The organism is Arthrobacter sp. B1I2, assembly GCF_030816485.1.
GTDB lineage: Bacteria > Actinomycetota > Actinomycetes > Actinomycetales > Micrococcaceae > Arthrobacter.
On sequence record NZ_JAUSYC010000001.1, the window covers coordinates 1,362,370 to 1,385,059 of the forward strand.

18 protein-coding genes and 1 tRNA gene are annotated in these 22,690 nt (G+C 66.1%); 7 read left to right on the top strand and 12 right to left on the bottom strand.

Annotated features, from left to right (window positions below; genetic code table 11):
• The first annotated feature begins 42 nt into the window (after positions 1–42).
• Entirely contained in the window at positions 43–2,376 is a 2,334-nt protein-coding gene (locus QFZ57_RS06315; protein WP_306898857.1) for a chromosome segregation ATPase, read from the top strand.
• A 106-nt stretch (positions 2,377–2,482) separates the two neighbouring features.
• Here QFZ57_RS06315 and QFZ57_RS06320 read toward each other — a convergent pair whose 3' ends face one another.
• Positions 2,483–3,181, bottom strand: a complete 699-nt coding sequence (locus QFZ57_RS06320; RefSeq protein ID WP_306898859.1) for a type 1 glutamine amidotransferase domain-containing protein — start codon at positions 3,179–3,181, stop codon at positions 2,483–2,485.
• Positions 3,182–3,205: 24 nt separating this feature from the next.
• A complete protein-coding gene (locus tag QFZ57_RS06325; RefSeq protein ID WP_306898861.1) occupies positions 3,206–4,078 on the bottom strand; it encodes an aldo/keto reductase in 873 nt (290 codons plus the stop codon).
• Positions 4,079–4,219: 141 nt separating this feature from the next.
• On the opposite strand from QFZ57_RS06325, the gene QFZ57_RS06330 reads away from it, so the two are divergent.
• Complete coding sequence (locus QFZ57_RS06330) at positions 4,220–5,209, top strand: LLM class flavin-dependent oxidoreductase (protein ID WP_306898863.1); 990 nt, start codon at positions 4,220–4,222, stop codon at positions 5,207–5,209.
• Between the two features lies 1 nt (position 5,210).
• A complete protein-coding gene (locus QFZ57_RS06335) occupies positions 5,211–6,671 on the top strand; it encodes an MFS transporter (RefSeq protein WP_306629606.1) in 1,461 nt (486 codons plus the stop codon).
• 8 nt (positions 6,672–6,679) lie between these two features.
• On the opposite strand, the gene QFZ57_RS06340 is transcribed toward QFZ57_RS06335, so the two are convergent.
• The 4 genes from QFZ57_RS06340 to QFZ57_RS06355 all read right to left on the bottom strand — a co-directional run bounded on the left by QFZ57_RS06340 (position 6,680) and on the right by QFZ57_RS06355 (position 10,289).
• Positions 6,680–7,828 (bottom strand): FAD-dependent oxidoreductase, encoded by a 1,149-nt coding sequence (locus QFZ57_RS06340; protein WP_306898866.1) that lies wholly within the window; start codon positions 7,826–7,828, stop codon positions 6,680–6,682.
• 33 nt (positions 7,829–7,861) lie between these two features.
• The gene (locus tag QFZ57_RS06345) at positions 7,862–8,788 is read right to left on the bottom strand and encodes an AEC family transporter (protein ID WP_306629608.1); all 927 of its coding nucleotides are present in this window, start codon (positions 8,786–8,788) and stop codon (positions 7,862–7,864) included.
• A gap of 51 nt (positions 8,789–8,839) precedes the next feature.
• Positions 8,840–9,265: an aspartate 1-decarboxylase gene (panD, locus tag QFZ57_RS06350; protein WP_306898868.1), complete on the bottom strand. Its 426-nt coding sequence runs from the start codon at positions 9,263–9,265 to the stop codon at positions 8,840–8,842.
• Between the two features lie 109 nt (positions 9,266–9,374).
• Positions 9,375–10,289 (bottom strand): LysR family transcriptional regulator, encoded by a 915-nt coding sequence (locus tag QFZ57_RS06355; protein ID WP_306629610.1) that lies wholly within the window; start codon positions 10,287–10,289, stop codon positions 9,375–9,377.
• Positions 10,290–10,443: 154 nt separating this feature from the next.
• Here QFZ57_RS06355 and QFZ57_RS06360 point away from each other — a divergent pair, with 154 nt between their 5' ends.
• Entirely contained in the window at positions 10,444–11,907 is a 1,464-nt protein-coding gene (locus QFZ57_RS06360) for an amino acid permease (RefSeq protein ID WP_306629611.1), read from the top strand.
• A gap of 267 nt (positions 11,908–12,174) precedes the next feature.
• Positions 12,175–15,693: a bifunctional proline dehydrogenase/L-glutamate gamma-semialdehyde dehydrogenase gene (locus tag QFZ57_RS06365; protein WP_306898870.1), complete on the top strand. Its 3,519-nt coding sequence runs from the start codon at positions 12,175–12,177 to the stop codon at positions 15,691–15,693.
• Positions 15,694–15,809: 116 nt separating this feature from the next.
• Here QFZ57_RS06365 and QFZ57_RS06370 read toward each other — a convergent pair whose 3' ends face one another.
• Both QFZ57_RS06370 and QFZ57_RS06375 read right to left on the bottom strand, forming a co-directional pair.
• Entirely contained in the window at positions 15,810–16,124 is a 315-nt protein-coding gene (locus QFZ57_RS06370; RefSeq protein ID WP_306629613.1) for a hypothetical protein, read from the bottom strand.
• A 167-nt stretch (positions 16,125–16,291) separates the two neighbouring features.
• Entirely contained in the window at positions 16,292–17,146 is an 855-nt protein-coding gene (locus tag QFZ57_RS06375) for a LysR substrate-binding domain-containing protein (protein ID WP_306898873.1), read from the bottom strand.
• 134 nt (positions 17,147–17,280) lie between these two features.
• Here QFZ57_RS06375 and QFZ57_RS06380 point away from each other — a divergent pair, with 134 nt between their 5' ends.
• Entirely contained in the window at positions 17,281–18,660 is a 1,380-nt protein-coding gene (locus tag QFZ57_RS06380; protein WP_306629615.1) for an MFS transporter, read from the top strand.
• On the opposite strand, the gene QFZ57_RS06385 is transcribed toward QFZ57_RS06380, so the two are convergent.
• From QFZ57_RS06385 to QFZ57_RS06395, 3 genes are all read right to left on the bottom strand, one after another.
• Positions 18,657–19,826: a N(5)-(carboxyethyl)ornithine synthase gene (locus QFZ57_RS06385; protein WP_306898875.1), complete on the bottom strand. Its 1,170-nt coding sequence runs from the start codon at positions 19,824–19,826 to the stop codon at positions 18,657–18,659. The two genes, QFZ57_RS06380 and QFZ57_RS06385, sit on opposite strands and share 4 nt — an antisense overlap.
• Positions 19,823–19,963 (bottom strand): hypothetical protein, encoded by a 141-nt coding sequence (locus tag QFZ57_RS06390; RefSeq protein WP_306629617.1) that lies wholly within the window; start codon positions 19,961–19,963, stop codon positions 19,823–19,825. The genes QFZ57_RS06385 and QFZ57_RS06390 overlap by 4 nt, the downstream gene beginning before the upstream one ends.
• Positions 19,964–20,067: 104 nt before the next feature.
• A tRNA-Gly gene (locus QFZ57_RS06395) sits at positions 20,068–20,138 on the bottom strand.
• Between the two features lie 252 nt (positions 20,139–20,390).
• Here QFZ57_RS06395 and QFZ57_RS06400 point away from each other — a divergent pair.
• Positions 20,391–20,852, top strand: a complete 462-nt coding sequence (locus QFZ57_RS06400) for an SRPBCC family protein (RefSeq protein ID WP_306898877.1) — start codon at positions 20,391–20,393, stop codon at positions 20,850–20,852.
• Positions 20,853–20,867: 15 nt separating this feature from the next.
• On the opposite strand, the gene QFZ57_RS06405 is transcribed toward QFZ57_RS06400, so the two are convergent.
• Positions 20,868–22,598 carry a CAP domain-containing protein gene (locus tag QFZ57_RS06405; RefSeq protein WP_306898880.1) on the bottom strand — a complete coding sequence of 577 codons (1,731 nt, stop codon included), beginning with the start codon at positions 22,596–22,598 and terminating at the stop codon, positions 20,868–20,870.
• Positions 22,599–22,690: the final 92 nt, after the last annotated feature.

Below are 22,690 nucleotides of genomic sequence, written 5' to 3' on the forward strand. Positions count from 1 at the left end.
CGGCCAGAGTGGGCCGCTGCAATGGTCTTAACAGGAGCCCGCATGCGCACTTTCCCGTCCCCCTCTGTGCTTTCCCGCCGCTTGGCTGCCGCCGTTGTCCTGCCCGGCCTGATCGCCACCAGCATGGTGCTGGTCCAGCCAGCCGTTGCAGCGACAACGTCCACCACAGGTATGTGCAATGGCGTGGTGAACCAGCTGGCGCACCGCGGTGCAGTCCAGGAGAACCTCCTGAAGGCTGCGGCCAAGAAGAATGCGGACGCGATCGCTGTGCTGCAGGCGGACAGGGCGAAGCTCCAAACCTCCAAGGACTCGCTCACAACCCAGGTCGCCGACGCAGAAAAGGCGCTGGCTGACCTTGAGGCCCAGGAGAAGCAGCTGGACGTCCAGGAACTCGCGGCGCAGGTAGAGATTGACCAGATCATCCGCGACCAGGCGACCACGGCGGCCGCCGTGGAGGCTGCCAAGGCTGACCTCGCAGACCTGCAGGGCCAGCTGGCAACGGTTGCAGACGAGCTCAACCCGCTGCAGGATGAACTGGCAGCGGCGAAGTCAGAATCTGCGGATCTGAAGATCACGCTTGCGGACCTTGAGGCCCAGCAGGCCGCGAACACCACGTCCCTTGAGGCGGCCAAGACCGAACTTGGCGACCTGCAGCAGGCAGCCTCCGATGCGGACACCGCCGTTACGGCCAAGGACCTTGAGGCCCAGCAGGCCCAAGACGAGCTGGCAGCGCTGACCACTCAGGCGCAGCAGGCAGCCGACGCTGTGACCGCTGCCCAGCAGGAAGTTGCTGATTCCGAGGCCAAGCTAAAGGAGCTTCAGGACGGAGGAACCGCCGCGGCGGCAGAACTGGAGGCCCAGCAGGCAGCGGTCGATGCCGCCAATAAGACCCTGACCGGGCTGCAGGACGCCGCCGCAGCCGCCAATACAGCGGTCACCGGTAAAAAGGACCAGATCGCCGCGGCTGAGGCACAGCTCGTGGGCCTGAAGTCCACGGCCGCCGCGGCGAAGGCAGCCCTTGACGCCAAGAACGCCGAAATCACGGCAGCCCAGACAGCCCTGGTGACGCTGCAGGCAAACGCGGCGGCAGCAGCGAAGGCCGTCAGCGACAACGCTGCCAAGATCACGGCGGTCAATGCTGACATTGCCGCCCTGCAGGGACAGATCTCTACGCTGAACAGTCAGATCTCGACGAAGCAGGCCCAGCTGGCCACAGCGCAAAAAGAGCTGGCTGATCTGCAGGCAAAAAAGACGAGCCTCGAGGCGGATGTTGCCTCGCTGAACACCCAGATTGATGCGATCAACGGCAACTCTCAGAAAAAGCGCGACCTTATCGCACAGCGCGACGCCGTCCAGATAGATCTGAACAAAATCAACGCCCAAATTAGTGACAAGAACACGCTGATCTCCGGTCTGCAGGGCGACTTGAACACCCTCAACAGCCAGGTGGCCACCCTGAACAACCAACTGCTCGCCAAGCAGACGGAGAGCAGTGGGCTGCAATCGCAGGCGGCATCCCTTCAGGTTTCGCTCGACGCGGCCAACCTGGCGGTCACGGCCAAGCAGGCTGACATCGATTCACTGAAGTCCCAGGTGCCCGCCCTCCAAACTGCGGTGGACCAGGCCAATGCCGCGGTTACCGCCAAGCAGTCCGAGCTCAGCACCCTGCAGGGCCAGCTCCCGGCACTGGAACGGGCGGCGACGGCGGCGGCGGACGCGGTGAAGGCCCAGGAGCAGGTGGTGGCCGACCTCGAAGCTGCCCTGCCAACTCTCACCGAAAATGTGCAGCAGGCCCAACAGGAGGTCGGGGATCAGCAGGCAGTTCTGGAAGCGAAGAAGGCCGCGTTGACCCAAGCGCAGGACACGCTGACCGCAGCCAACACAGCGGTGGACACCAAGAGCTCCGATATCTCCGCCCTTCAGGACCAGCTCAAGGGCCTGCAGGCAACGCTTGATGCGGCCAACACCGCGGTGACTGCGAAGACGGCGGATATCACTGCACTCAACCAGCTCGGAGACGCCCTGGTAGTTCGGGTCAGGGAACTCAATGCCCAGATCGCCACCCAGGAGGCTGCCGTTCTGGACCTTCAGGGCCGGGTAGCACCGCTGCTTGCGCAACTCAACCAGCTCAACGGCGAGATCAGCACCACGGAAGCAAAACTGGCGGAGCTGCAGGCACAGCTGAAAACTCTCGACACTCAGCTGACTGCCGCTCAGATCAAACTTCGGGACCTTCAAACCCAGAAGGGATTGAAGAAGGACGCCGTTGAAGCGCAGAGGCTGGTAGTGGCTGGCCTTCAGGCCCAGCTGTCCGATATCCAGAAGCAGATCACGGCGATCGACCCAACCATTACGAATGGCGGCTGCGCCGTCTAATCCGTAAGGCGCATGCGGGCGAGGCGCGCAACGGCGGAGCCGCAAGGAGGGGACCAGTTCAGTACGAACTGGTCCCCTCTGCTATTGCCTCGGAACTGTGGCTTGCTCAGCCCAGGGCCGCGAGGACTTCCTTGGCTACGTCCTCACTGGACTGCGGGTTCTGGCCGGTGATGAGGTTGCGGTCGCGCACCACGTTGGAGGTCCAGGCGGCACCGTTTTCGATGACGGCACCCTTCTCCTTGAGCGCATCCTCCACCAGCCACGGGGTGTTCTCGCCGGTCCCGCCGCCGAGCTCTTCCTCGTTGGTGAAGACCGTGAGGCGCCGGCCCTTGAAAGCGAACCCGCCGTCGTCGTCCGTTGCACTCAGCAGCCCCGCGGGACCGTGGCAGAACGGCGCAATGATCTTGCCGTCCTTGTTGGCTGTCACCAGCAGGCGGCCCAGGTCGGCGTCCTTGTAGAGGTCCGCCATGGGGCCGTGTCCGCCGGGCAGCACCACGGCGTCGTAGGCGGCGATGTCGACGTCGGCAAGCACCAGTGGGTGCGCAAGCTCGCCGTCGATTTTTTCCAGGTAGTCCCGGAAGCCTTGCGCCCGTTCCTCGCCGCCTGCGGACTCGGCGGCCAGGCTCACCTGGTCCACGGTGGGCTTCCTGCCGCCGGGGGTAGCCAGGTGGACCGTGTTTCCGGCTTCGGTCAGGGTCTGGTGTGACACCACCAGTTCCTCTGCCCAGTACCCGGTGGGGTGCTCGCTGCCGTCCTTCATGGTGAGGGAATCTGCGGCCGAGACGACCATCAGGATGTTTGCCATGGTGTTTCTCCTGTCTGTAATTCTTTACTTGCCGGCAGCTTCAAGCTCGGCGTACGTGTCGTCGTCGAGCGTGATGCCCGCGGCTGCCATATTTTCTTCCAGGTGCTGCACGGAACCGGTCCCGGGGATGGGCATCATGACGGGGGAGCGGCGCAGCAGCCAGGCCAGGGCCACCTGGGACGTGGTGGCGCCCAGGCGCTTGGCGGCCTCGTCCAGCGGTCCTCCCGGCTGGGCCAGCTCGCCCGCGGAAATGGGCGCCCACGGGATGAAGCCGATGCCGTTCTCCTCCGAGTAGCGCAGTACGTCCTCGGAACTGCGGTCCGTCAGGTTGTAGCGGTTCTGGACCGTGGATACCGTGAAGTGCTTTCCGGCCGCCTCCAGCTCCGCCACACTCACCTGGGACAGGCCCAGGGCGCGGACCTTGCCCTCGTCCTGGAGCTCGCGCAGCACACCGAACTGTTCCTCGGCGTCCACCTTGGGATCGATCCGGTGGAGCTGGAGCAGGTCCAGGGTGTCCACCTTCAGCTTGCGCAGGCTCAGTTCCGTCTGCTGGCGCAGGTATTCCGGCCGGCCAACGGGAATCCACTTATTGGGCCCGGTGCGGGTGAAGCCCACCTTGGTGGCGATCTTCAGGCCCTCCTTGTACGGGTGGAGTGCCTCGGCGATGATTTCCTCGCTGATGTTGGGGCCATAGGAGTCGGCGGTGTCGATGAAATCCACCCCAAGTTCGACGGCGCGGCGCACCACGGCCACGGCGGCGGCACGGTCGGCGGGCTCACCCCAGACGCCGTCACCCACGATGCGCATGGCACCAAAACCTAGCCGGTGCACGGTTCCCAGATCCTTGAGGTCAATCGTTGCGGACAGTTCCAGCTGCTTCGTTGAATCATGGCTCATAGGGGCGGCAACCTCATAAGGGTGCTGAGTATTCCGTGAAAGGTGAAATAAGCCGGGCTCCGCCGTGGTTATGCATCAAGTGCCCGCCGCAATCCGGCAGGGCGACTCTTACGAAACGTTCCCGAAAGGCCGGCACTTACCGTGACTCTCCCCCTCTCCATCCTTGACCTGGCAACCATCGGCAAGGGCCAGACGGCGGCGGAGAGCTTCGCGGGCAGCGTGGCCATGGCCCAGAGCGCCGAGAAGCTGGGATACCGGCGCATCTGGTACGCCGAGCACCACAACATGTCCTCCATCGCCTCCTCAGCCACCAGCGTGCTGATCGCCCACGTGGCAGCACATACCGAAAGCATCCGGCTGGGCGCGGGCGGCATCATGCTGCCCAACCACTCCCCGCTGACTATCGCCGAACAGTTCGGCACCCTGGAGACCCTGCACCCCGGACGGATCGACCTGGGCCTGGGCCGGGCGCCCGGCAGCGACCAGAACACCATGCGCGCGCTGCGCCGCGACCCCATGTCCGCGGACAGCTTCCCGCAGGACGTCCTGGAACTGCAGGGCTACCTGACCGGTCCCACCCGGATCCAGGGCGTTGAAGCCACCCCGGGCAAGGGGACCAACGTTCCGCTGTACATCCTGGGTTCCTCCCTGTTCGGCGCCCGCCTGGCTGCGCAGCTGGGCCTGCCCTACGCCTTCGCCTCGCACTTCGCCCCGGCCGCGCTGCAGGACGCGGTGGCCATCTACCGCCGCGAGTTCAAGCCGTCCGCCCAGCTGGACGCCCCGCACGTGATCGCCGGCGTCAACGTGATCGCCGCCGACTCCGCCTCCGAGGCGCAGGAGATGATGCAGGCCACCAAGCGTGCCCGCGTCTCCCTGTTCTTCGGCGGCGGCCGGGAATTCACCGACGACGAGGCGGACATGATCCTGGACTCGCCGCAGGGACGCCACATGGCACAAATGATGACGTACTCCGCAGTGGGGACGCCCGACGTCGTCCTTGACTACCTGGACAGCTTCGGCAGGCACGCCGACGCCGACGAGCTCATCGTGGCGCACCAGAGCCCCGGCACCGAGGCGCGCCTGCGCTCCGTTGAGCTGCTGGCCGAGGCTGCCGGACTGGTCCGGGTCTGAGATGGCGAACACCAAAGAGGGCGTGGGCTTCCGGTCCGCCCGCGGACCCATCCTCATAGCCTTGATGCTGTCCACCGGACTCGTGGCCATCGACTCCACCATCGTGGCCACGGCCGTGCCGTCCATTGTTAAGGACGTGGGCGGCTTCTCGTCCTTCCCCTGGCTCTTCTCCGCCTACCTGCTGGCGCAGGCGGTGTCCGTGCCTATCTACGGCAAGCTGTCCGACATGACGGGCCGCAAGCCCATCATCCTGATCGGCATTGGCCTGTTCCTGCTCGGTTCGGTGCTGTGCGGCGTGGCCTGGAGCATGCCCTCGCTGATCGCTTTCCGGGCACTGCAGGGACTCGGCGCCGGCGCGGTGCTGCCGGTAGCCATCACCATCGCCGGCGACATCTACACCCTGCAGGAGCGGGCCAAGGTCCAGGGTTACCTGGCCAGCGTGTGGGCTATCTCCTCCGTGGTGGGCCCCAGCCTGGGCGGCGTCTTCTCCGCGCTGGGCATCTGGCGCGGCATCTTCCTGGTCAACGTGCCGCTCTGCCTGCTGGCCGGGTGGATGCTGGTCCGCACCCTGCACGAAGACGTGGAACGGGCAAAGCACAAGGTGGACTACGCAGGCGCCGTGCTCCTGGCCGGCTCGCTCGGCCTGCTTATCCTCGGCGCCCTCCAGGGCGGCCAGGCGTGGGCATGGAACTCACCCATCAGCATTGGCGTGTTTGTGGTCGGCGCGGTCCTGCTCGTCGCGTTCCTCCTGGTGGAGCGGCGGGCAGCGGAGCCCATCCTGCCGGCCTGGGTAGTGTCCCGCCGCCTGCTGGGCACCACCGCATTGGTGTCCTTCGGGGTTGGCGCGGTGATGATCGGCCTGACCTCCTACGTGCCCACCTTCCTGGAAGGCGCACTGTCCTCCTCGCCGCTGGTGGCCGGCCTGGCGCTCGCCGCCCTGACCCTCGGGTGGCCGCTCAGTGCGTCGCAGGCCGGAAAGTTCTACCTGCGGATCGGCTTCAAGTCCACGGCCCTGATCGGCATCGCCATTTCCGTGGCGGGGCTGCTGATCCTGTCCCTGACGGCAGGCGCACCCAACGTGGCGCTGATCGCCATCAGCTGCTTCGTCGTCGGACTCGGCCTGGGCCTGCTGGCCACACCCACCCTGATCGCCGCCCAGTCCAGCGTGCCCTGGCACGAACGCGGCGTGGTGACCAGCACCAACATGTTTGCCCGGTCCATCGGCAGCGCGCTGGGCGTGGCCGTGTTCGGCGCCGTGGCCAACTCCATCTACGGCGGCAGCAGTGGCGGCGAGGGCGACCCCTCCACCACCATTGCCGCATCCGGGGCCGTGTTCCTGGCCGCGCTGGTGGCCGGGCTGCTGACCGTTGCGGCGGTGCTGGCCATGCCCGCAGTCAAGGCCGGGGCTGCAGAACCTGCGGACCAGGAACCCGTGCCCAGCCCCGAGGGCCGCGCCAGCTGACGGGACGCCTACCGGGACGCGCGGAAGATCGACGGCGCGGGCCGGGTCCCGGTGGCAAGGTCGGCCAGGATCCGGCCCACCACCGGCGTGAACTTGAAACCGTGGCCGGAGAAGCCCGCGCCGATCACCACCGGCCCCACACGGTCCAGGATGAAGTCCTCGTCCGGCGTGGTGGTGTACGTGCAGCTGATGGCCTCGAAGGAATCGGGGTCCACGCCGGGCAGCCACTGCCGGGCGTAGTCCTGCAGTGCTGCGAGCTGCGTTGGCTCCGGCAGGAAATCGCGGTGGTCCGGGTCCACCACCGGGCCTACACCGTGCCAGCCGGCCTTGATGCCTTCGCCCCGGGTCTGCATGCCGTAAACAGGGGAGTACCAGCCCTGGTAGTCCGGCCCCGGGTAGTGGTTGAAGCCCGGCCAGACGGCCCCGGCATCCGCCACCCGGAAATGCGCCGGCTGCTCCTGCGTGACCCTGAGCCGGGGGATCCGGATCCCGGCAGGGTCCTTGCCGGCGGCCGTGTCCGCGAAAGCTCCGGCCAGCAGTTTCTCCGTCCAGCCTCCGGCAGTCACTACTGCCTGCGCCGCGGTGACCACCTCGGTGCCCGCAGCCGACTCGAGCGTGAGCCGCACGCCGTCGTCGGACACCTCGAGACCCGCCACCTTGGTGTGGTGCCTGATCTCGGCGCCCCGGGCCGTGGCCAGCCGCTGAAAGACGGGCAGGGCGGCTTCCGGGTTGAGCTGGCCGCCATCGGGCATGTGCAGGACCTGCTGGTCGAAGCGGATGCCGCGCCACCGTTCGCCGGCTTCCGCCGGATCCAGGAATTCGGCGCGGATGCCGGCCGCGGTGAGGGCCGCCGCGACCTTCTGGAGGTCCCCGCCGGGACCGTGGTTCACGATGCCCGTGCGCGCCAGCAACTGCTCCCCGCTTTCCTGCTCCAGCTCGTCCCACAACGCCAGTCCCTCGGCCAGCATGGCCACGTACTCCGGCCGGTGGTAGCCCGGGTTCAGGTTCCGGGTGGCTCCATGGGACGCGCCGATCTTGTGCCCGGGACCAAACTGCTCCACCAGCGTCACCTGGCGGCCCCGCCGAGAGAGCGCCCAAGCGGCCGCAGAGCCCATGGCGCCGCCGCCAATCACCACGGTGTCCAACACGGTATTCATCAGCCCTCCAAGCTGCGGTTATGCGGTCAAGAGTTAAGCCAGCAAGAGCGCGACGCCGATCATTGCCGGCACCGCCACCACGGTGGTGATCAGTACGGTGTCCTTGGCGACGGTCAGCCCGGTCTGGTATCGGCTGGCGGCCACGAATACGTTCTGGGCTGTGGGCAGCGCCGACGTGACCACCACCGCGAACAGTGCGTGGCCGTCCATCCCCAGCGCAAAGCGCGCGAAAACGTAGGCAAGGGCCGGCTGGATGGCCAGCTTGAAGCCGCTCGCCAGCAGCGTATCCACGCGCCGCCCAGCCGAAGCCTGGAGCGGGCGGGAGCCGTTCAGGCTCATCCCGAAGGCGATCAGCATGGCCGGAATCGCGGCGCCCCCAATCAGGTGGATGGGCTCCATCACCAGCGCCGGAACCTTGAACCCCGTCCCGGCCACCAGCAGGCCCAGGCCGGAGCCCACAATCATGGGGTTCCGCAGGATCATCAGCACGAAACTGAGGGGTGTGGTGCGGTGCGCGCTGGTGCTCGAGTCCAGGATCATCAGGAACACCGGGGTGAAGAACGCCAGCTGGAAGATCAGCAGCGGTGCCACATAGCTGGCGTCGCCCAGGACATATACCGCGATGGGAATACCCAGGTTGGCCGAGTTGGCCAGCGATGCGGACATGGCGGACATCAGCGATTCGGGGAGCGCCCGCTTCAGCCAGAACCTGGTGATCGCGAAGAAGATGGCGGCGGTGGTGATGGCGGCAACCGCCGTAACCAGCAGCGGTTCGGCGAATACTTCCTGCAGGCGGGCCTTGCTCAGGGTTTCGAAGAGCAGCGCCGGACTCGCAACGAAGAACGTGAGGCCACTGAGCACGGGCCGGGCATTATCGCCGAGGATCCTCTGCCGGCCCACGAACCATCCCACCAGGATGATGCACCAGACCACGAAGAACCCCGCCAGCACCCCTAGCAAGGATCAGCCTTGTGGGCGCAGCGGAAAACAGGGCCGGGACACACGCTCCGGTTACAGGGTGGCGTTGTTAAGCGCGAAAGGGGGGCGCATCATGCCGGGAGTGAGACCCTCTGCGGGATCGTTGCCCAGCTGGATGATCCGGTTGTTCTCGTCCACGTGGACCACCCGGGGCTCGTAGGCCTGGGCTTCCTCGGTGGTCATCGCAGCGTAGGTAATCAGGATGACAATATCGTTCTCATGCATGAGGTGCGCCGCTGCACCGTTAATGCCGATTACGCCGGAGCCGCGCTCGCCCGCGATGGTGTAGGTTTCAAGCCGCGCGCCGTTGGTGACGTCCACAATGGACACCAGCTCGCCGGGCAGGATGTCCGCGGCCTCGAGCAGGTCGAGGTCCACGGTGACCGAACCTACATAGTGCAGGTCCGCGTGCGTGACGGTGGCCCGGTGGATTTTGGACTTGAACATTGTTCGATTCATAACGGCTCCAGTCTAGACCTGCGGCCCCTTGCCCGCAGTGACGCAGGAAACACTGCAGCCGGGAGACGCAGCCTCCAGGAAACAAAGTGTCACGTACGACGCCGGCCGGTCACCCGGCGTCGTCCCTCCCCACTGCGGCGGCGGCCGCAGCGAGGGTCTCCCGGGCGGCGAGGATGGCCGGACGCTGGGCGCTGGAGCGGCGGACCGAGGTGAAGATGGTGCGGGTCGGGTTGCCCGGAAGCTCCAGCAGCTGTGCCGTCGTGCCGCGGCCGGTCCACACCAGGTCCGGCATCAGGGCCACGGCGTTGCCGGACTCGATCAGCCGCGCCTGGGCCTGCAAATCGGCCGTCTCAAAGCGGACATCCGGCTCGAACCCGGCGCTGCGGCACGCCTGTTCCGCCCAGTGGCGTGACGCGGCACCCCTCGGTTCCATGACCCAGGCAAGGTCTGCAGTCTCTGTCAGCGAACGGATGGCGGGTCCGCCGTCGGACGCCGGGGGAACGGCCAGCCGGATGGCGTCGGTGGTCAGCTTTACCCGGTCCAGCTCCGGGTAGCGCGGGGCCGCATGCCCTGGATACTGCTCGGCGATCACCAGATCGAAGTCCCGCGCCCAGGTCTCATGCAGCGCGGTCTCGGGCTCACGCTGGATCATTTCGATCCTGACCTCCGGGTAGGTGGTGGCCATGCGGGTCAGGGTGTCCGGCATCAGGGCGAGCGCCGCGGACTGGAAAACCGCGATCCGCACGGTCCCCGTGACCGTGGTCAGGGACGCCGCCAGATCGGCCTCGGCCTGCTCCATGGTCTCCAGCAGCTGCGCGGTGTGCGCCACCAGGACCTCCGCCTGGGGCGTCAGCTGCACCCGCCGCCCCGTCTTCCGGAGCAACTCCACGCCCACTTCCTTTTCCAGGAGGGCCAGCTGCTGCGATACCGACGACGGACTGTACTGCAGTGCCTCCGCCACCTCGGCGAGCGTCCCCCTGATGCTTAGCTCGCGGAGCAGCCGGAGCCTGCGCACATCGAGCATGGGGAATTCCTAACTGAAACTAACGAATATAGGTTAGAAGTAGTCACTTTATCTAATGCAAGCAGGCTTGCATACTGTTGGGACCGAGTTACCCCCGTCACAGCCATTATTCGGCGTGCCGCGGCGGGGTCGCACCCCAAAGCAGGAGTTCCTGATGAGCACTAGAGATTTGACCCAGTCGATCATGCGGCGGAAGCCTATTGACGACATTGAAGAAGAGAACAAACACAGTGGCCTCTTCAAGTCGCTCGGGCTGTGGCAGCTCACAGCCATTGGCGTAGGCGGCATTATCGGCGTCGGCATCTTCTCCCTCGCCGGACTGGTGGCCGCCGGCAGCGCGGGCACGCCCGGGGTGGGGCCCGCGGTACTGTTCTCATTCCTGATTGCCGGCCTTGCGTCGGCAGCGGCGGCACTGTCCTACGCAGAGTTCGCCGGCATGATTCCCCGCGCTGGGTCCGCTTACACGTACGGCTACGTGGCGCTGGGCGAGGTGATCGGCTGGTTCATCGGCTGGGACCTGCTGCTGGAATACATCGCCATTGTGGCCGTGGTGGCCATCGGCATTTCGGGCTACTTTGATGCCTTCCTCTCCGGAATCGGCATCCACATGCCGGTTTGGATGACCTCGACGGCGGATGAAGGCAAGGGCGGCGTCGTCAACATACCGGCCATTGTGGTCTGCCTGATCGTGACCTGGATCCTTTCGCGCGGAACCAAGGCGTTCGGCAGGTTCGAACTCGTGGCAGTGGCCATCAAGGTGGTCCTGATCCTTTTCATTATCGGGCTGGGCATCTTCTACATCGACACCAACAACTACAACCCGTTCATGCCGTCCGGGTTCGGTCCGGTTCTTGCCGGTTCCGCCACCGTGTTCTTCGCGGTCTTCGGTTACGACGCCATGAGTACCGCGGCGGAGGAAGCCACTGACGGCAAGAAGCACATGCCCAAGGCAATCATCCTGTCGCTGATCATCGCCATGCTGCTTTATGTGGCAGCCACCCTGGTCCTCACGGGTATGCAGAACTACAAGGACATCGACCCGAAGGCCGGGTTCGCCTCAGCCTTCACCGGCGTGGGCCTGCCGGTCATCGCAACCATCATCTCCGTCTTCGCGGTGCTGTCCATCCTGACCGTGATGTTGACGTTCCTTCTCGGCGTCACCCGTGTCTGGTTCTCCATGAGCCGCGACGGGCTGCTGCCTGGCTGGTTTTCCAAGACCGACCGCCACGGCACGCCGCAGCGCGTCACCTGGATCGCCGGCGTCGCCTCCGCCCTCCTGGCCGGCGTGTTCCCGATCAAGGCCGTTGCCGACCTGACCAATATCGGCATCCTGGCCGCCTTCGTCGTGGTCTGCCTCTCTGTGATCATCTTCCGCTACAAGAGGCCCGACGCCCCGCGCGCTTTCCGCCTGCCGTTCATGCCCGTGGTCCCGGCCTTCGGCATGCTGGCCTCGGCGTTCCTCATGTTCCAGCTGCACTGGGAAACCTGGCTGCGGTTCGGCATCTGGCTTGTCATCGGCCTCGCCATCTACTTCGGCTACGGCCGTAAGCACTCACTGATGAACCCGAACAGCCCCCGGCACCAGGAACTCGAGGAGCTGCACCGCCCCCTCGCGTAGCCTCCGCTTCCAGATCCGGCAGGCCTCCCACCCTTAAAACCCCCGCTTGCTCTATCACTTTTGGTCCCTAACCGGCCGGTTTGACGACCAGAAGTGATAGAGCAACAGGGGGAGGGTGGGCGTGCCTGCCGTTTGGCGTTTAAGGGCCAGCTGATTCATTGGTTTTTCTAATCTGTATTGCTTAGGAAAGATCGCTTTATCTTATGTGAGTGGAAGCTCATACTGGTGGAAAGACCTCCTCCCACAGTAAGAAAGATCGGGAAAACCATGACCCACGTTGCAATGGAACCGGCAACTTCAGCCGGTGCCGCACCGCAGACCGTCGACGTCGACGTCCCCCAGGCGAAGGCCCTCGCCGATGAAGCAGTCGCCCTGGTCCGGCGCTGGCTCACGGAGGCCGCCAAGGTCCCCGTGGACGCCTCCGCCCAGCAGCTGGCCGGAGTACTGAAGGATCCCAACGGCCTGGACTTCACCGTGGGCTTCGTGGACGGCGTGGTCCGCCCCGAGGACCTGAACGTCGCCGCCCGCAACCTGGCCAGGCTCGCCCCCAAGGTGCCCGCCTTCCTGCCCTGGTACATGCGCAGCGCCGTGGCACTGGGCGGCACCATGGCCCCGGTGATGCCGCAGGTGGTCATCCCCATCGCCCGCAAGGTGCTCCGCGAGATGGTGGGCCACCTGATCGTGGACGCCACCGACTCCAAGCTGGGCCCCGCCATCGCCAGGATCCGCAAGGACGGCATCAAGCTCAACGTCAACCTCCTGGGCGAGGCTGTCCTGGGCGAGCACGAGGCATCCCGCCGGCTCGAAGGCACCCACACCCTGCTGGCCCGTCCCGACGTCGACTACGTTTCCATCAAGGTCTCCTCCACCGTGGCCCCGCACTCCGCCTGGGCCTTCGACGAAGCTGTGGAACACGTCGTCGAAAAGCTCACCCCGCTGTTCCAGCGTGCGGCGTCCTTCGCCACCCCCGGAAGCAGCACAGGCGGGAAAGCCAAGTTCATCAACCTGGACATGGAGGAATACAAGGACCTGGACATGACCATCGCGGTCTTCACCCGGATCCTGGACAAGCCCGAGTTCAAGAACCTCGAGGCCGGCATCGTGCTCCAGGCCTACCTCCCGGACGCGCTCTCCGCGATGATCCGCCTGCAGGACTGGGCCGCCGAGCGCCGCGCCAACGGCGGTGCCGGCATCAAGGTCCGCGTGGTCAAGGGCGCCAACCTGCCCATGGAACAGGTGGAAGCCTCCCTCCATGACTGGCCGCTGGCCACCTGGGGCTCCAAGCAGGACTCCGACAGCAGCTACAAGCGGGTCATCAACTACGCCCTGCACCCGGACCGGATCAGGAACATCCGGATCGGCGTGGCCGGCCACAACCTGTTCGACATCGCCTTCGCCTGGCTCCTGGCCAAGCAGCGCGGCGTGGAAGCCGGCATCGAGTTCGAGATGCTGCTGGGCATGGCGCAGGGCCAGGCCGAGGCCGTCAAGAAGGACGTGGGCTCCCTCCTGCTCTACACCCCCGTGGTGCACCCGTCCGAGTTCGACGTTGCCATCGCCTACCTGATCCGCCGCCTGGAAGAGGGTGCCAGCCAGGAAAACTTCATGTCCGCGGTGTTCGAGCTCAGCGAGAACGAAGGGCTGTTCGAGCGCGAGAAGCAGCGCTTCCTCTCCTCGCTGGACGCCCTGGACAACAACGTGCCGCTGCCCAACCGCCGCCAGGACCGCGGCCTTCCCCCGGAGCCCATGCCGCACAGCGGTTTCAGGAACACCCCGGACACCGACCCCGCGCTGCCGGCCAACCGCACCTGGGGCCGGGCCATCCTGGAGCGCGTCCCGGGCTCCACCCTGGGCAACGCCTCCGTCAAGGCTGCCTTCATCAACGACGAAGCAACGCTGGACTCCGCCGTCGCCAACGCCGTGGAAAAGGGCAAGGCCTGGGGTGACCTGTCCGGTGCCGAGCGGGCGGAGATCCTGCACCGTGCCGGCGAGATCCTGGAAGCCCGTCGCGCCGACCTCCTGGAGGTCATGGCCAGCGAAACCGGTAAAACCATCGACCAGGGCGACCCCGAGGTCAGCGAAGCGGTGGACTTCGCCCACTACTACGCCGAGTCCGCCCGCAGGCTGGACATGGTCGACGGCGCCACGTTTGTTCCAGCCAAACTCACCGTTGTCACCCCGCCGTGGAACTTCCCGGTCGCCATCCCGGCTGGGTCCACCCTCGCGGCACTCGCCGCCGGCTCCGCCGTCGTGATCAAGCCCGCCAAGCAGGCCGCACGCAGCGGCGCCGTCATGGTGGAGGCACTCTGGGAAGCCGGCGTGCCCAAGGGCGTGCTCACCATGGTGCAGCTGGGCGAACGTGAACTCGGCAAGCAGCTGATCAGCCACCCGGCCGTGGACCGCGTGATCCTCACCGGCGGCTACGAAACCGCCGAGCTGTTCCGGTCCTTCCGCAAGGACCTGCCGCTGCTGGCCGAAACCAGCGGCAAGAACGCCATCATCGTCACACCCAGCGCCGACCTGGACCTGGCGGCCAAGGATGTTGCATACTCCGCGTTCGGCCACGCCGGCCAGAAGTGCTCCGCCGCCTCCCTGGTGATTTTGGTGGGCTCGGTGGCCAAATCCAGGCGGTTCCACAACCAGCTGATCGACGCCGTGACCTCCCTGAAGGTGGGCTACCCGGAGGATCCCACCAGCCAGATGGGACCGATCATCGAACCGGCCAACGGCAAGCTCCTCAACGCCCTCACCACCCTGGGCGAAGGCGAGAACTGGGCCGTGGAGCCCAAGAAGCTGGATAACACTGGCCGGCTGTGGAGCCCGGGCGTGCGCTACGGCGTCAAGCGGGGATCCTACTTCCACCTGACCGAGTTCTTCGGCCCGGTGCTCGGTGTGATGACCGCCGACACGCTCGAAGAGGCCATCGCCATCCAGAACCAGATCGAGTACGGCCTCACCGCCGGCCTGCACTCCCTGAATTCCGAGGAACTGGGCATCTGGCTGGACACCATCCAGGCCGGAAATCTCTACGTGAACCGCGGCATTACAGGTGCCATCGTGCAGCGCCAGCCCTTCGGTGGCTGGAAGAAGTCCGCCGTGGGCGCCGGAACCAAGGCAGGCGGGCCCAACTACCTGGCCGGCCTGGGCGACTGGACGCCTTCCACCAGCACGGCCACGGCATCCGTGAACCATGCCGGCGTGCGGCGCATCCTCAACGCCGCCGGCCCCGCCCTGCAGCGGGCCGAGCTTGAGTCCGTCCAGCGGGCCCTGGCGTCCGACGCCGGGGCCTGGGCTGAGGAGTTCGGCACCGCCAAGGACGTCTCCGGACTGAGCGCGGAGCGCAACATCTTCCGCTACCGGAGCCTGCCGGTCACCATCCGCCTGTCCGAAGGCGCGCCGCTGGCGCACCTCGTCCGGACTGTGGCGGCCGGCGTGCTGGCGGGCTCGGCGCTCACCGTGTCCACCGCCGTCGAACTTCCCGCCCAGCTGCGCGCCGTGCTCACCGCAGAGGACATCGAGGTGACGGTGGAGTCCGACGCCGGCTGGCTGGCTTCGGCCGCACGCCTCGCCTCGGCAGGCAAGCTGTCCGGTGCCCGCATCCGGCTGATCGGCGGCGACGCTACGGCGCTCGCCGAGGCGACCGGCGGACAGCCCGACCTGGCCATCTACGCCCACGCGGTCACCGAGGCCGGGCGCGTGGAGCTGCTGCCGTTCCTGCACGAACAGGCCGTCAGCATCACGGCCCACCGGTTCGGCACCCCCAACCACCTCTCGGATGCGCTGATCTGAGCTGCACCGGATCTGGCCTGTGCCGGATCTGAGGGGCCGGATCCGGGGCGCCGGGGATACGGCGATAAACAAAAGGCCGGGCAGCCACCTGATGGTGGCTGCCCGGCCTTGTTGCTTTAGCCCAGATACCAGCCGGGCGGGGTCCACGAGACCGGGACGCTGTGTGCGGAGAAATCCTCGCAGCGGGTGCAGGTGTAGGCCACTTCGCCAAGGGCGGCCACTGTTCCGTCACGCCGGTACGTGGGCGGAATGTACGACTCAAGGTAAACGAACTCGTCGGTACGGCATTTGTCGCAGGTGGGTTTTCCCACGTATCCGGAGTCTGCTGAGGCGTGTCCGGTTCCGAGGGTGTTCTGGCGGGTGGACGGCCGTGCTGTGGCGTGCGGGCGTGCGTGCGCAGAACTGGGATGGGTGTTCCTGGCTGTCGTCATTGGCTGCCTGTCCCAAGCGCGGGTTTCCGGCATGCGGGTGCGCGCTCGTTTTGGTGAACTGGCCTGCTGCTTGACCTTGGAGAAAAGCATAGGGTATGCCACTTCCCCTATCAATGGACACGGGCCCCCTAACTACCCTAAATGCCGGGAATTACGCTTGCGGAGGGTTAAGTTTGGCGGTTAATTGCCCGCCCGACGATTGACTGGGTGAGGGCATCGATCACCTCGGCGTTCGCCAGCGGGTTGCGGATCAGGGTGAAATCCACGTCCCCCACCGCGGGAAGGTCGAAGCGCCGCGTGATGATCTTCAGGTCCTCGGGCACCAGGGACGTCGGCATGACTGCCACGCCAATGCCCGCCCGGACCGCCGCCAGCACCCCGCTGATCTGGCGGGTGGTGCAGGTGATCCGCCACGTCCTGCCGTGGGCTTCCAGCGCATCAATGGCCAGCTTCCGGCTGAGGCTCGGGGACGGGTAGGCAATCAGCGGTACAGGTGTCCCCGGTTCCAGCACTGTCTGCTCCAGGCCCACCCAGGAGAACGAATCATGCTGGACCACGGTGCCGTCCTTCGCTCCGGCCACCCATTTCACGAAGACAAGGTCCAGCTGGCCGGCGTTGAGCTTGCGGTACAGCTGGTCGCTTTGCCCCACCGTCAGCTCCAGGTTGATCTGCGGGTAGATCTGCCGGAACTCACGCAGGATCCGGGGCAGCCCGGTGATGGCGAGGTCATCCGCGGTGCCGAACCTCAGGCGTCCCCGCATGGCCGAGCCGGAGAAATAGCGGGCAGCGGCGTCGTGCGCGGACAGGATGTTCCGGGCGAAGCCTGCCATGGCGTCGCCGTTGTCCGTCAGCCTGACGTCGCGGGTGTCCCGGGTGATCAGGCTGCGCTTGGCAGCAGCCTCGAGTTTGCGGATGTGCTGGCTGATGGTGGGCTGGGCAAGCCCCAGGCGCTCCGCGGCCTTGGTGAAGCTGAGGGTGTCCGCCACAGCCAGGAAGGAGCGCAACTGCGCCGGTTCGAACATTCCGGTCTCTCCCGTCGGCTGGTGGGTTATTGCGTTTTGCAATACGAGTTATAGGGACCATACGTCTCCATAATCCGCTCCGCCAGCCTAGCGTTAAGGACATCCCAGACCGCCCGCAATTTGAGGACACACCTGTGGCACCCCCACCGCCTTCCTCGGCCTCCGTCTCCCAACCAGTCATCGACGCGGCGGGCTCAGCGCCGCCGGACAGCCAGACCCAGCCGCTTCCCGCCGTTACCGAACGGCTCCCCTGGAAGCACACCTTCATCTCCCTTAAGGTGCCCAACTTCCGGATCTTCGCAATCGGCCACTTTATTGCGGTCATCGCCATTTGGATGCAGCGGATCGCACAGGACTGGCTGGTGCTGGAACTCTCAGGTTCCGTGACCGCCGTGGGAATAACCGTGGCGCTGCAGTTCCTGCCTTCCCTGCTGCTGGGGCCGTGGGGCGGCATGATCGCGGACCGGTTCGCCAAGCGGAAGATCCTCATTCTGTGCCAAAGCATGGCCGCTATCCTGGCTGCAACGCTCGCCACCCTTGCCCTCACCGGGGTCATTATGGTCGGGCACGTCTACGCCATCGCCCTGGTCCTGGGTTTGGTCACCGTCCTCGACCAGCCGGCCCGCCAGGTGTTCGTCAATGAGCTTGTCGGTCCCCGGTATTTGCGGAACGCCATCAGCGTCAACTCCACCACCTTCCAGCTGGGAGGCCTGATCGGTCCGGCCATCGCGGGTCTGCTCCTCACCGCGGTGGGGGCGGGCTGGGCTTTCGCTGCCAACGCCGTCGCCTGCTGCTCCACGGTGGTGATGCTCCTGATCCTGCGCAAGGACGAGCTGTACGTCAGCGCACCCGCTCCCAAGAGCAAGGGCATGCTCCGGGAGGGGCTGCGCTACGCCTTGAGCAAGCCCACCATCTACTGGCCGTGGCTCATGGCCGGCTTCATCGCGGTATTCGCCATGAGCCTGCCCGTGGTGCTCGCCGCCTTCGCAGATCATGTCTTCCATGTGGGAGCCGGCGGGTACGGGGCCCTCAACGCCCTGGTGGCACTCGGCGCGCTGTGCGGCGCCGTGGCGTCCACCCGCCGTCGGCAGCTCCGCCTGCGTTCCGTGGTGTTCTGCGCCGGCATGTATGGGCTGATGCTCTGCCTGGCAGCTCTTGCCCCCTCCATGGTGTGGTTCGGGGTGGTGATGGTGCTGTCCGGCTTCTGGTGCCTGATGTTCCTTACCGGGTCCAACCAACTGGTGCAGGTCAGTTCCAACATGGGCATCCGCGGGCGGGTGATGAGCCTGTACATCATGGTGCTGATCGGAGGCCAGGCGCTGGGCGGCCCCATGCTGGGCTGGATCGCCGAACATGCGGACCCCCATGCTGCCCTGCTGGTATCCGGCGGCGTTCCCGCGCTGGCAGCTTTGACGGTCGGCGCAGTACTGGCCCGCAAGGGTGGGTTGAAGCTTCGGATGGACCTGAAGGGCCGCGGCCTACTGAGGATCGTCAGCCGCGAGGCAGGTGCCTAAGGCGCTGCCGTCTGCAGCGCCCGGTGCGGATACTCGGGCTCGCGCTCCTGGAAACGCAGCACGGCTTCATTCCGGATGACACCATCACGGATTTCAATGGCCCGCGCTATGGTGTCATTGCCTTCCCAAGCGGCCGGGCCGGCCAGCACGGTTTCGAGGAACGGCTGCAGGGCCTGGCTGATCTCCCAACTGGAGGAGTTCCAAAGGTACGAGGGGCTGTGGTCCACCGCGTAGTAGTTGATGTGGTCACCTACGGTGAACATCGGATCGGCAAACGTGGTGGACCGGGCCCAGCTGAAGCCCATACCCTCATCGCAGGAAACATCAACGATGAGGCTGCCCGGGCTGAATGCCGCCAGGTCCTCTGTCCGCAGGTACGTCAGGGGGTTGTTCGGGTCCTGCAGGGTGCAGTTGACCACGATGTCGCTTTCGGCCAGGAACGGCGCCAGCGGAACCCGGCCCCGTTCGGTGATGACCTGGCTCAGGAAGGGGGCCTCGGCGTCGTGGTCAAACTGCACAATGTTCACCGAATGGATTGGTGCGCCCACTGCGGCCACGCCACGGTTGGTGAGTACCTGGACGTCATGGATGCCGTGCGCGTTCAGTGCAGTCACAGCCCCACGGGCCGTGGCGCCGAAACCGATAACGACGGCGCTCAGGCGGCGCCCGTAGTCCCCGGTGGAACCCGTCAATGAAAGCGCATGCAGGACCGAGCAGTATCCGGCAATCTCGTTGTTCTTGTGGAACACATGCAGGCCGAACCCGCCGTCGCTGGCCCAATGGTTCATCGCCTCAAATGCGATGAGGGTCAGCTTCTTGTCAATGGCGAGCTGGGTGATGGCCCGGTCCTGGACGCAGTGGGGCCAACCCCAGAGGACCTGCCCGTCGCGCATGTCGGCGAGGTCTTCGGGCTGCGGTTTGGGCAGGAGCACGACGTCGGCCGCCGCCAGCAGGTCTTCCCTCGACGCCATTCTTCCCACAAGTGTGGAGAGGTGGCTGTCCGGGACTCCGAAGCGCGTGCCGTAGCCCTGCTCCAGGATGATGCGCTCCCGAATTCCGGGCGCGATCCGTTCGAAGTGCAGAGGGTGGATGGGGACGCGGCGCTCATCCGGTTTACGCGTGGAGGCCAGGACGCCCAGGCTCAGCCGGGTCTGTTGGCCACTCACTTCTTCTTTGCGGCCTTGGTGGACGTGATGTCCAGGGAGCTGGCCGGCGCACCGGCGGCCTTCTTGTCTGCGCGCTTTTCCTTGATGGACTTACCGGACTTTTTTGATGCCGTTTGACGCGGGGACTTATCAGCCATGATTGCTCCTGTAGCGGAACCGAAAAGGTTCCTGACTACCGACCCTACACCCCGGCACCTAATGGGCGCGGGGAGGCTGCAATATGTAAAAGGGAAGAATTCGGAGCGGCTGACGGGAATCGAACCCGCGTATCAAGCTTGGGAAGCTAGCGCTCTACCATTGAGCTACAGCCGCAGCGCCGCCGCTCGCGCGGGGCAGGACCTAGCTTAGCGCAGATCTGCAGGCTCCCCGCCAACCCGGCCAGCGGCGGGTTCCGTGTCCTGGTTCCGCCTCCTGCCACCCGCGACGTCATCCAGTAACTCTTCAATAACGTCGGCGCCGCCGGCTAGGTTCGGGCGCTGGGCGCTGGCTAACCTGATCCGGGTAGCAGCCGCGTTGGGGGAGGCAGCTATTGCGCCACCCGACGTCAACCACAGGAAATTCTTCATGGCAAGCGCAGAACACGAGGTCCTCATAGAACGCGACGCCGTGGCCGTCTACCAGTACCTCCTCGACGCCACCAATCTTCCCCTCTGGCGGAATGATGTCCGGAGCGTGAAGCTCGTACGGGGGCCGGCGGAGGCCACGGGCGCCGTCTACCGCAAAATGGTGGCGGGCCGCTCCGGGCTGAGCATTCCCGCCGACCTGGAGATCACCAACGTGCGCCCCGGCGCTGAAATCCAATTCCACGTTGTTTCCGGCCCTGCCACCCGCTGGGGCGGTTACTACCTCAGCACCGAAGACGCCGGGACCCGGGTGCGGTTCGCCATGGAAGCGAGACGCGAGGGACGCTTCGGCTTCCTCGACCGGTTCGGGTTCCTGAACGGCATGCTGCAGCGCCGGATCAGTTCCGACGTGGCCCAGTTGGACCGGTTGAAGCACGTGCTGGAGCTCCAGCCCGCCGTCTGAGTCTGTCCATCCGGTTTACTGGGCCAGCCGCTGCCCGGCCCAGGGACCGGCAATGGCCGACGGCGACGCCAAGGTTCCCGCGCTCAGGTCCCAGTACTGCACGGTGTCATTGGCCCGGCGGAGCGCCACGCCTGTGGAGTTCAGCCCGGTGACATTGCGCAGCGCCCGGATTCCCGTAACGTCCGTCCAGCCGGTGGCGACGGTTGGACGGGCCTCTGCCCGGAGTGCGGTGGTGCCCCACCCGCGGTAGAGCTGCACGCTTCCGTCGGTTTTCAGTGCCAGCACGTCCTGGAAGCCGTCGGCGTCGTAATCCACCATGGAGAGCCGGGAGGCGTAAACGCCGGTGGCAACGGCGGCGCGGTCCGCGAGATCACCGTTGCCCTTATTGGCATAGAGGAACAGGTTTCCACCCCCGTCCAGGGCGAGGATCTGTGGCATCCGGTTGTTGGCGCACCAGCCGCCCACCGCAAGGGTCAGCGTGTTCCATCCGCCCTTACCGAGGGTGATGGGGGCCTGGAACCCTCCGGCGGCGACGCCCCGGTGCAGTGTCAGGTCACCTCCGGTCCACTGGGTCAGGACGTCGTACGTGCCATCGCGGTCCCAGTCGGTGACAAACACTTCCTTTGCTCCGCTGAAGCCCGCGCTGATCACCTTGGCTGCGGCATAGGTGCGGGGCCCGGTGGCTGCCCTGTTCAGGAGCTGCCCTGCGGAGTCAACGGAGACGAGGTCGGCCGGTCCCGTGATTGCCGCCGCAGCGAGATCAAGGGTGGGCGGCATGTGCTTGACGGGTGCATCGCAAAGGCTTGGCGTGGGTGCCGGGAAAGCGCCGCCCGATCCCGTGCCGCCCGGGGAGTCGAGAGTGCCCGCCGGCAGCGTGGTGTAGCCGAAGAAGTTCACCACTCCCCAGATCTGGTACGTGGAGTTGGTGTAGGAGATGCCGCCGCCCATCACATTGAAACGCGGGTCGAGGAGCATGGCGTTGTGGCCGGGCGATCCCTTCCACCATTCCACGAGCTGGGCGGCGTCGCGGTCAGTGCGGATGGCAATGACCTCGCCGGCGCCGTTATTGGGACTCAGGGCGCGGGGATCGGTCCAGAAGCTTGCCCGGTGCTCGATCACCTCACGGCTGGCGATGCTGTCCGACCATTCCTGCGACATGCCGGCCACTGTGGGGTGGTACTTCACCTTGTTCAGGCCGTTGGCCACCCGGTACTCATTGATTTTGGTGAACATGGTGAGGATGGCCGCTGCGTTGGCATCCGGGACCAGAGCTTCGGTGGAGGGAAGGGCGGCGGCGGATTGCGGGGCGGCCAGCTGGGTGGTGGACGGTGATGCCAGTTCCTGGTCCGGCGCCCACAGCGGAGGGATGGAAGCCGTTTGCGGGACGGGCTCCGCCGAGACGACGGACGGTGCGGGCGCCGGTGATGGTTCTGCGGCAGGCGCAACTTCCGGGGACGGCATGGCTGTCACGGCCGCGGACGTGGGAGCCGGTGAGGCGGTGGCCTCCGGCAGGGGCGACGCGGCCCGGATGTCCGGGTCCACGGCCGGGATGAGACTCCCGGCGGGACCGTACTCCCGGGCCGCCGTGCCGCCGTCGTACACCACGGGCGCCGCCAGCGAGATACTGGCTGCTCCTGCCTGTCCGAACGGCAACGGCCCGGCAGGCGGGGCAGCGGACGAAGAGACCAGCGCCAATACGCAGAGCACGCCAATAAAAGAGGGCGCCACCAATTTATTCACAAACATCCCCAGCTCTGTTACGCCATCCGGGAGACCATTCCGGCGGCTTTCATTCGCAACATTAGCCCCACGAGGCCACAGCAACAACGGGAAAGTGC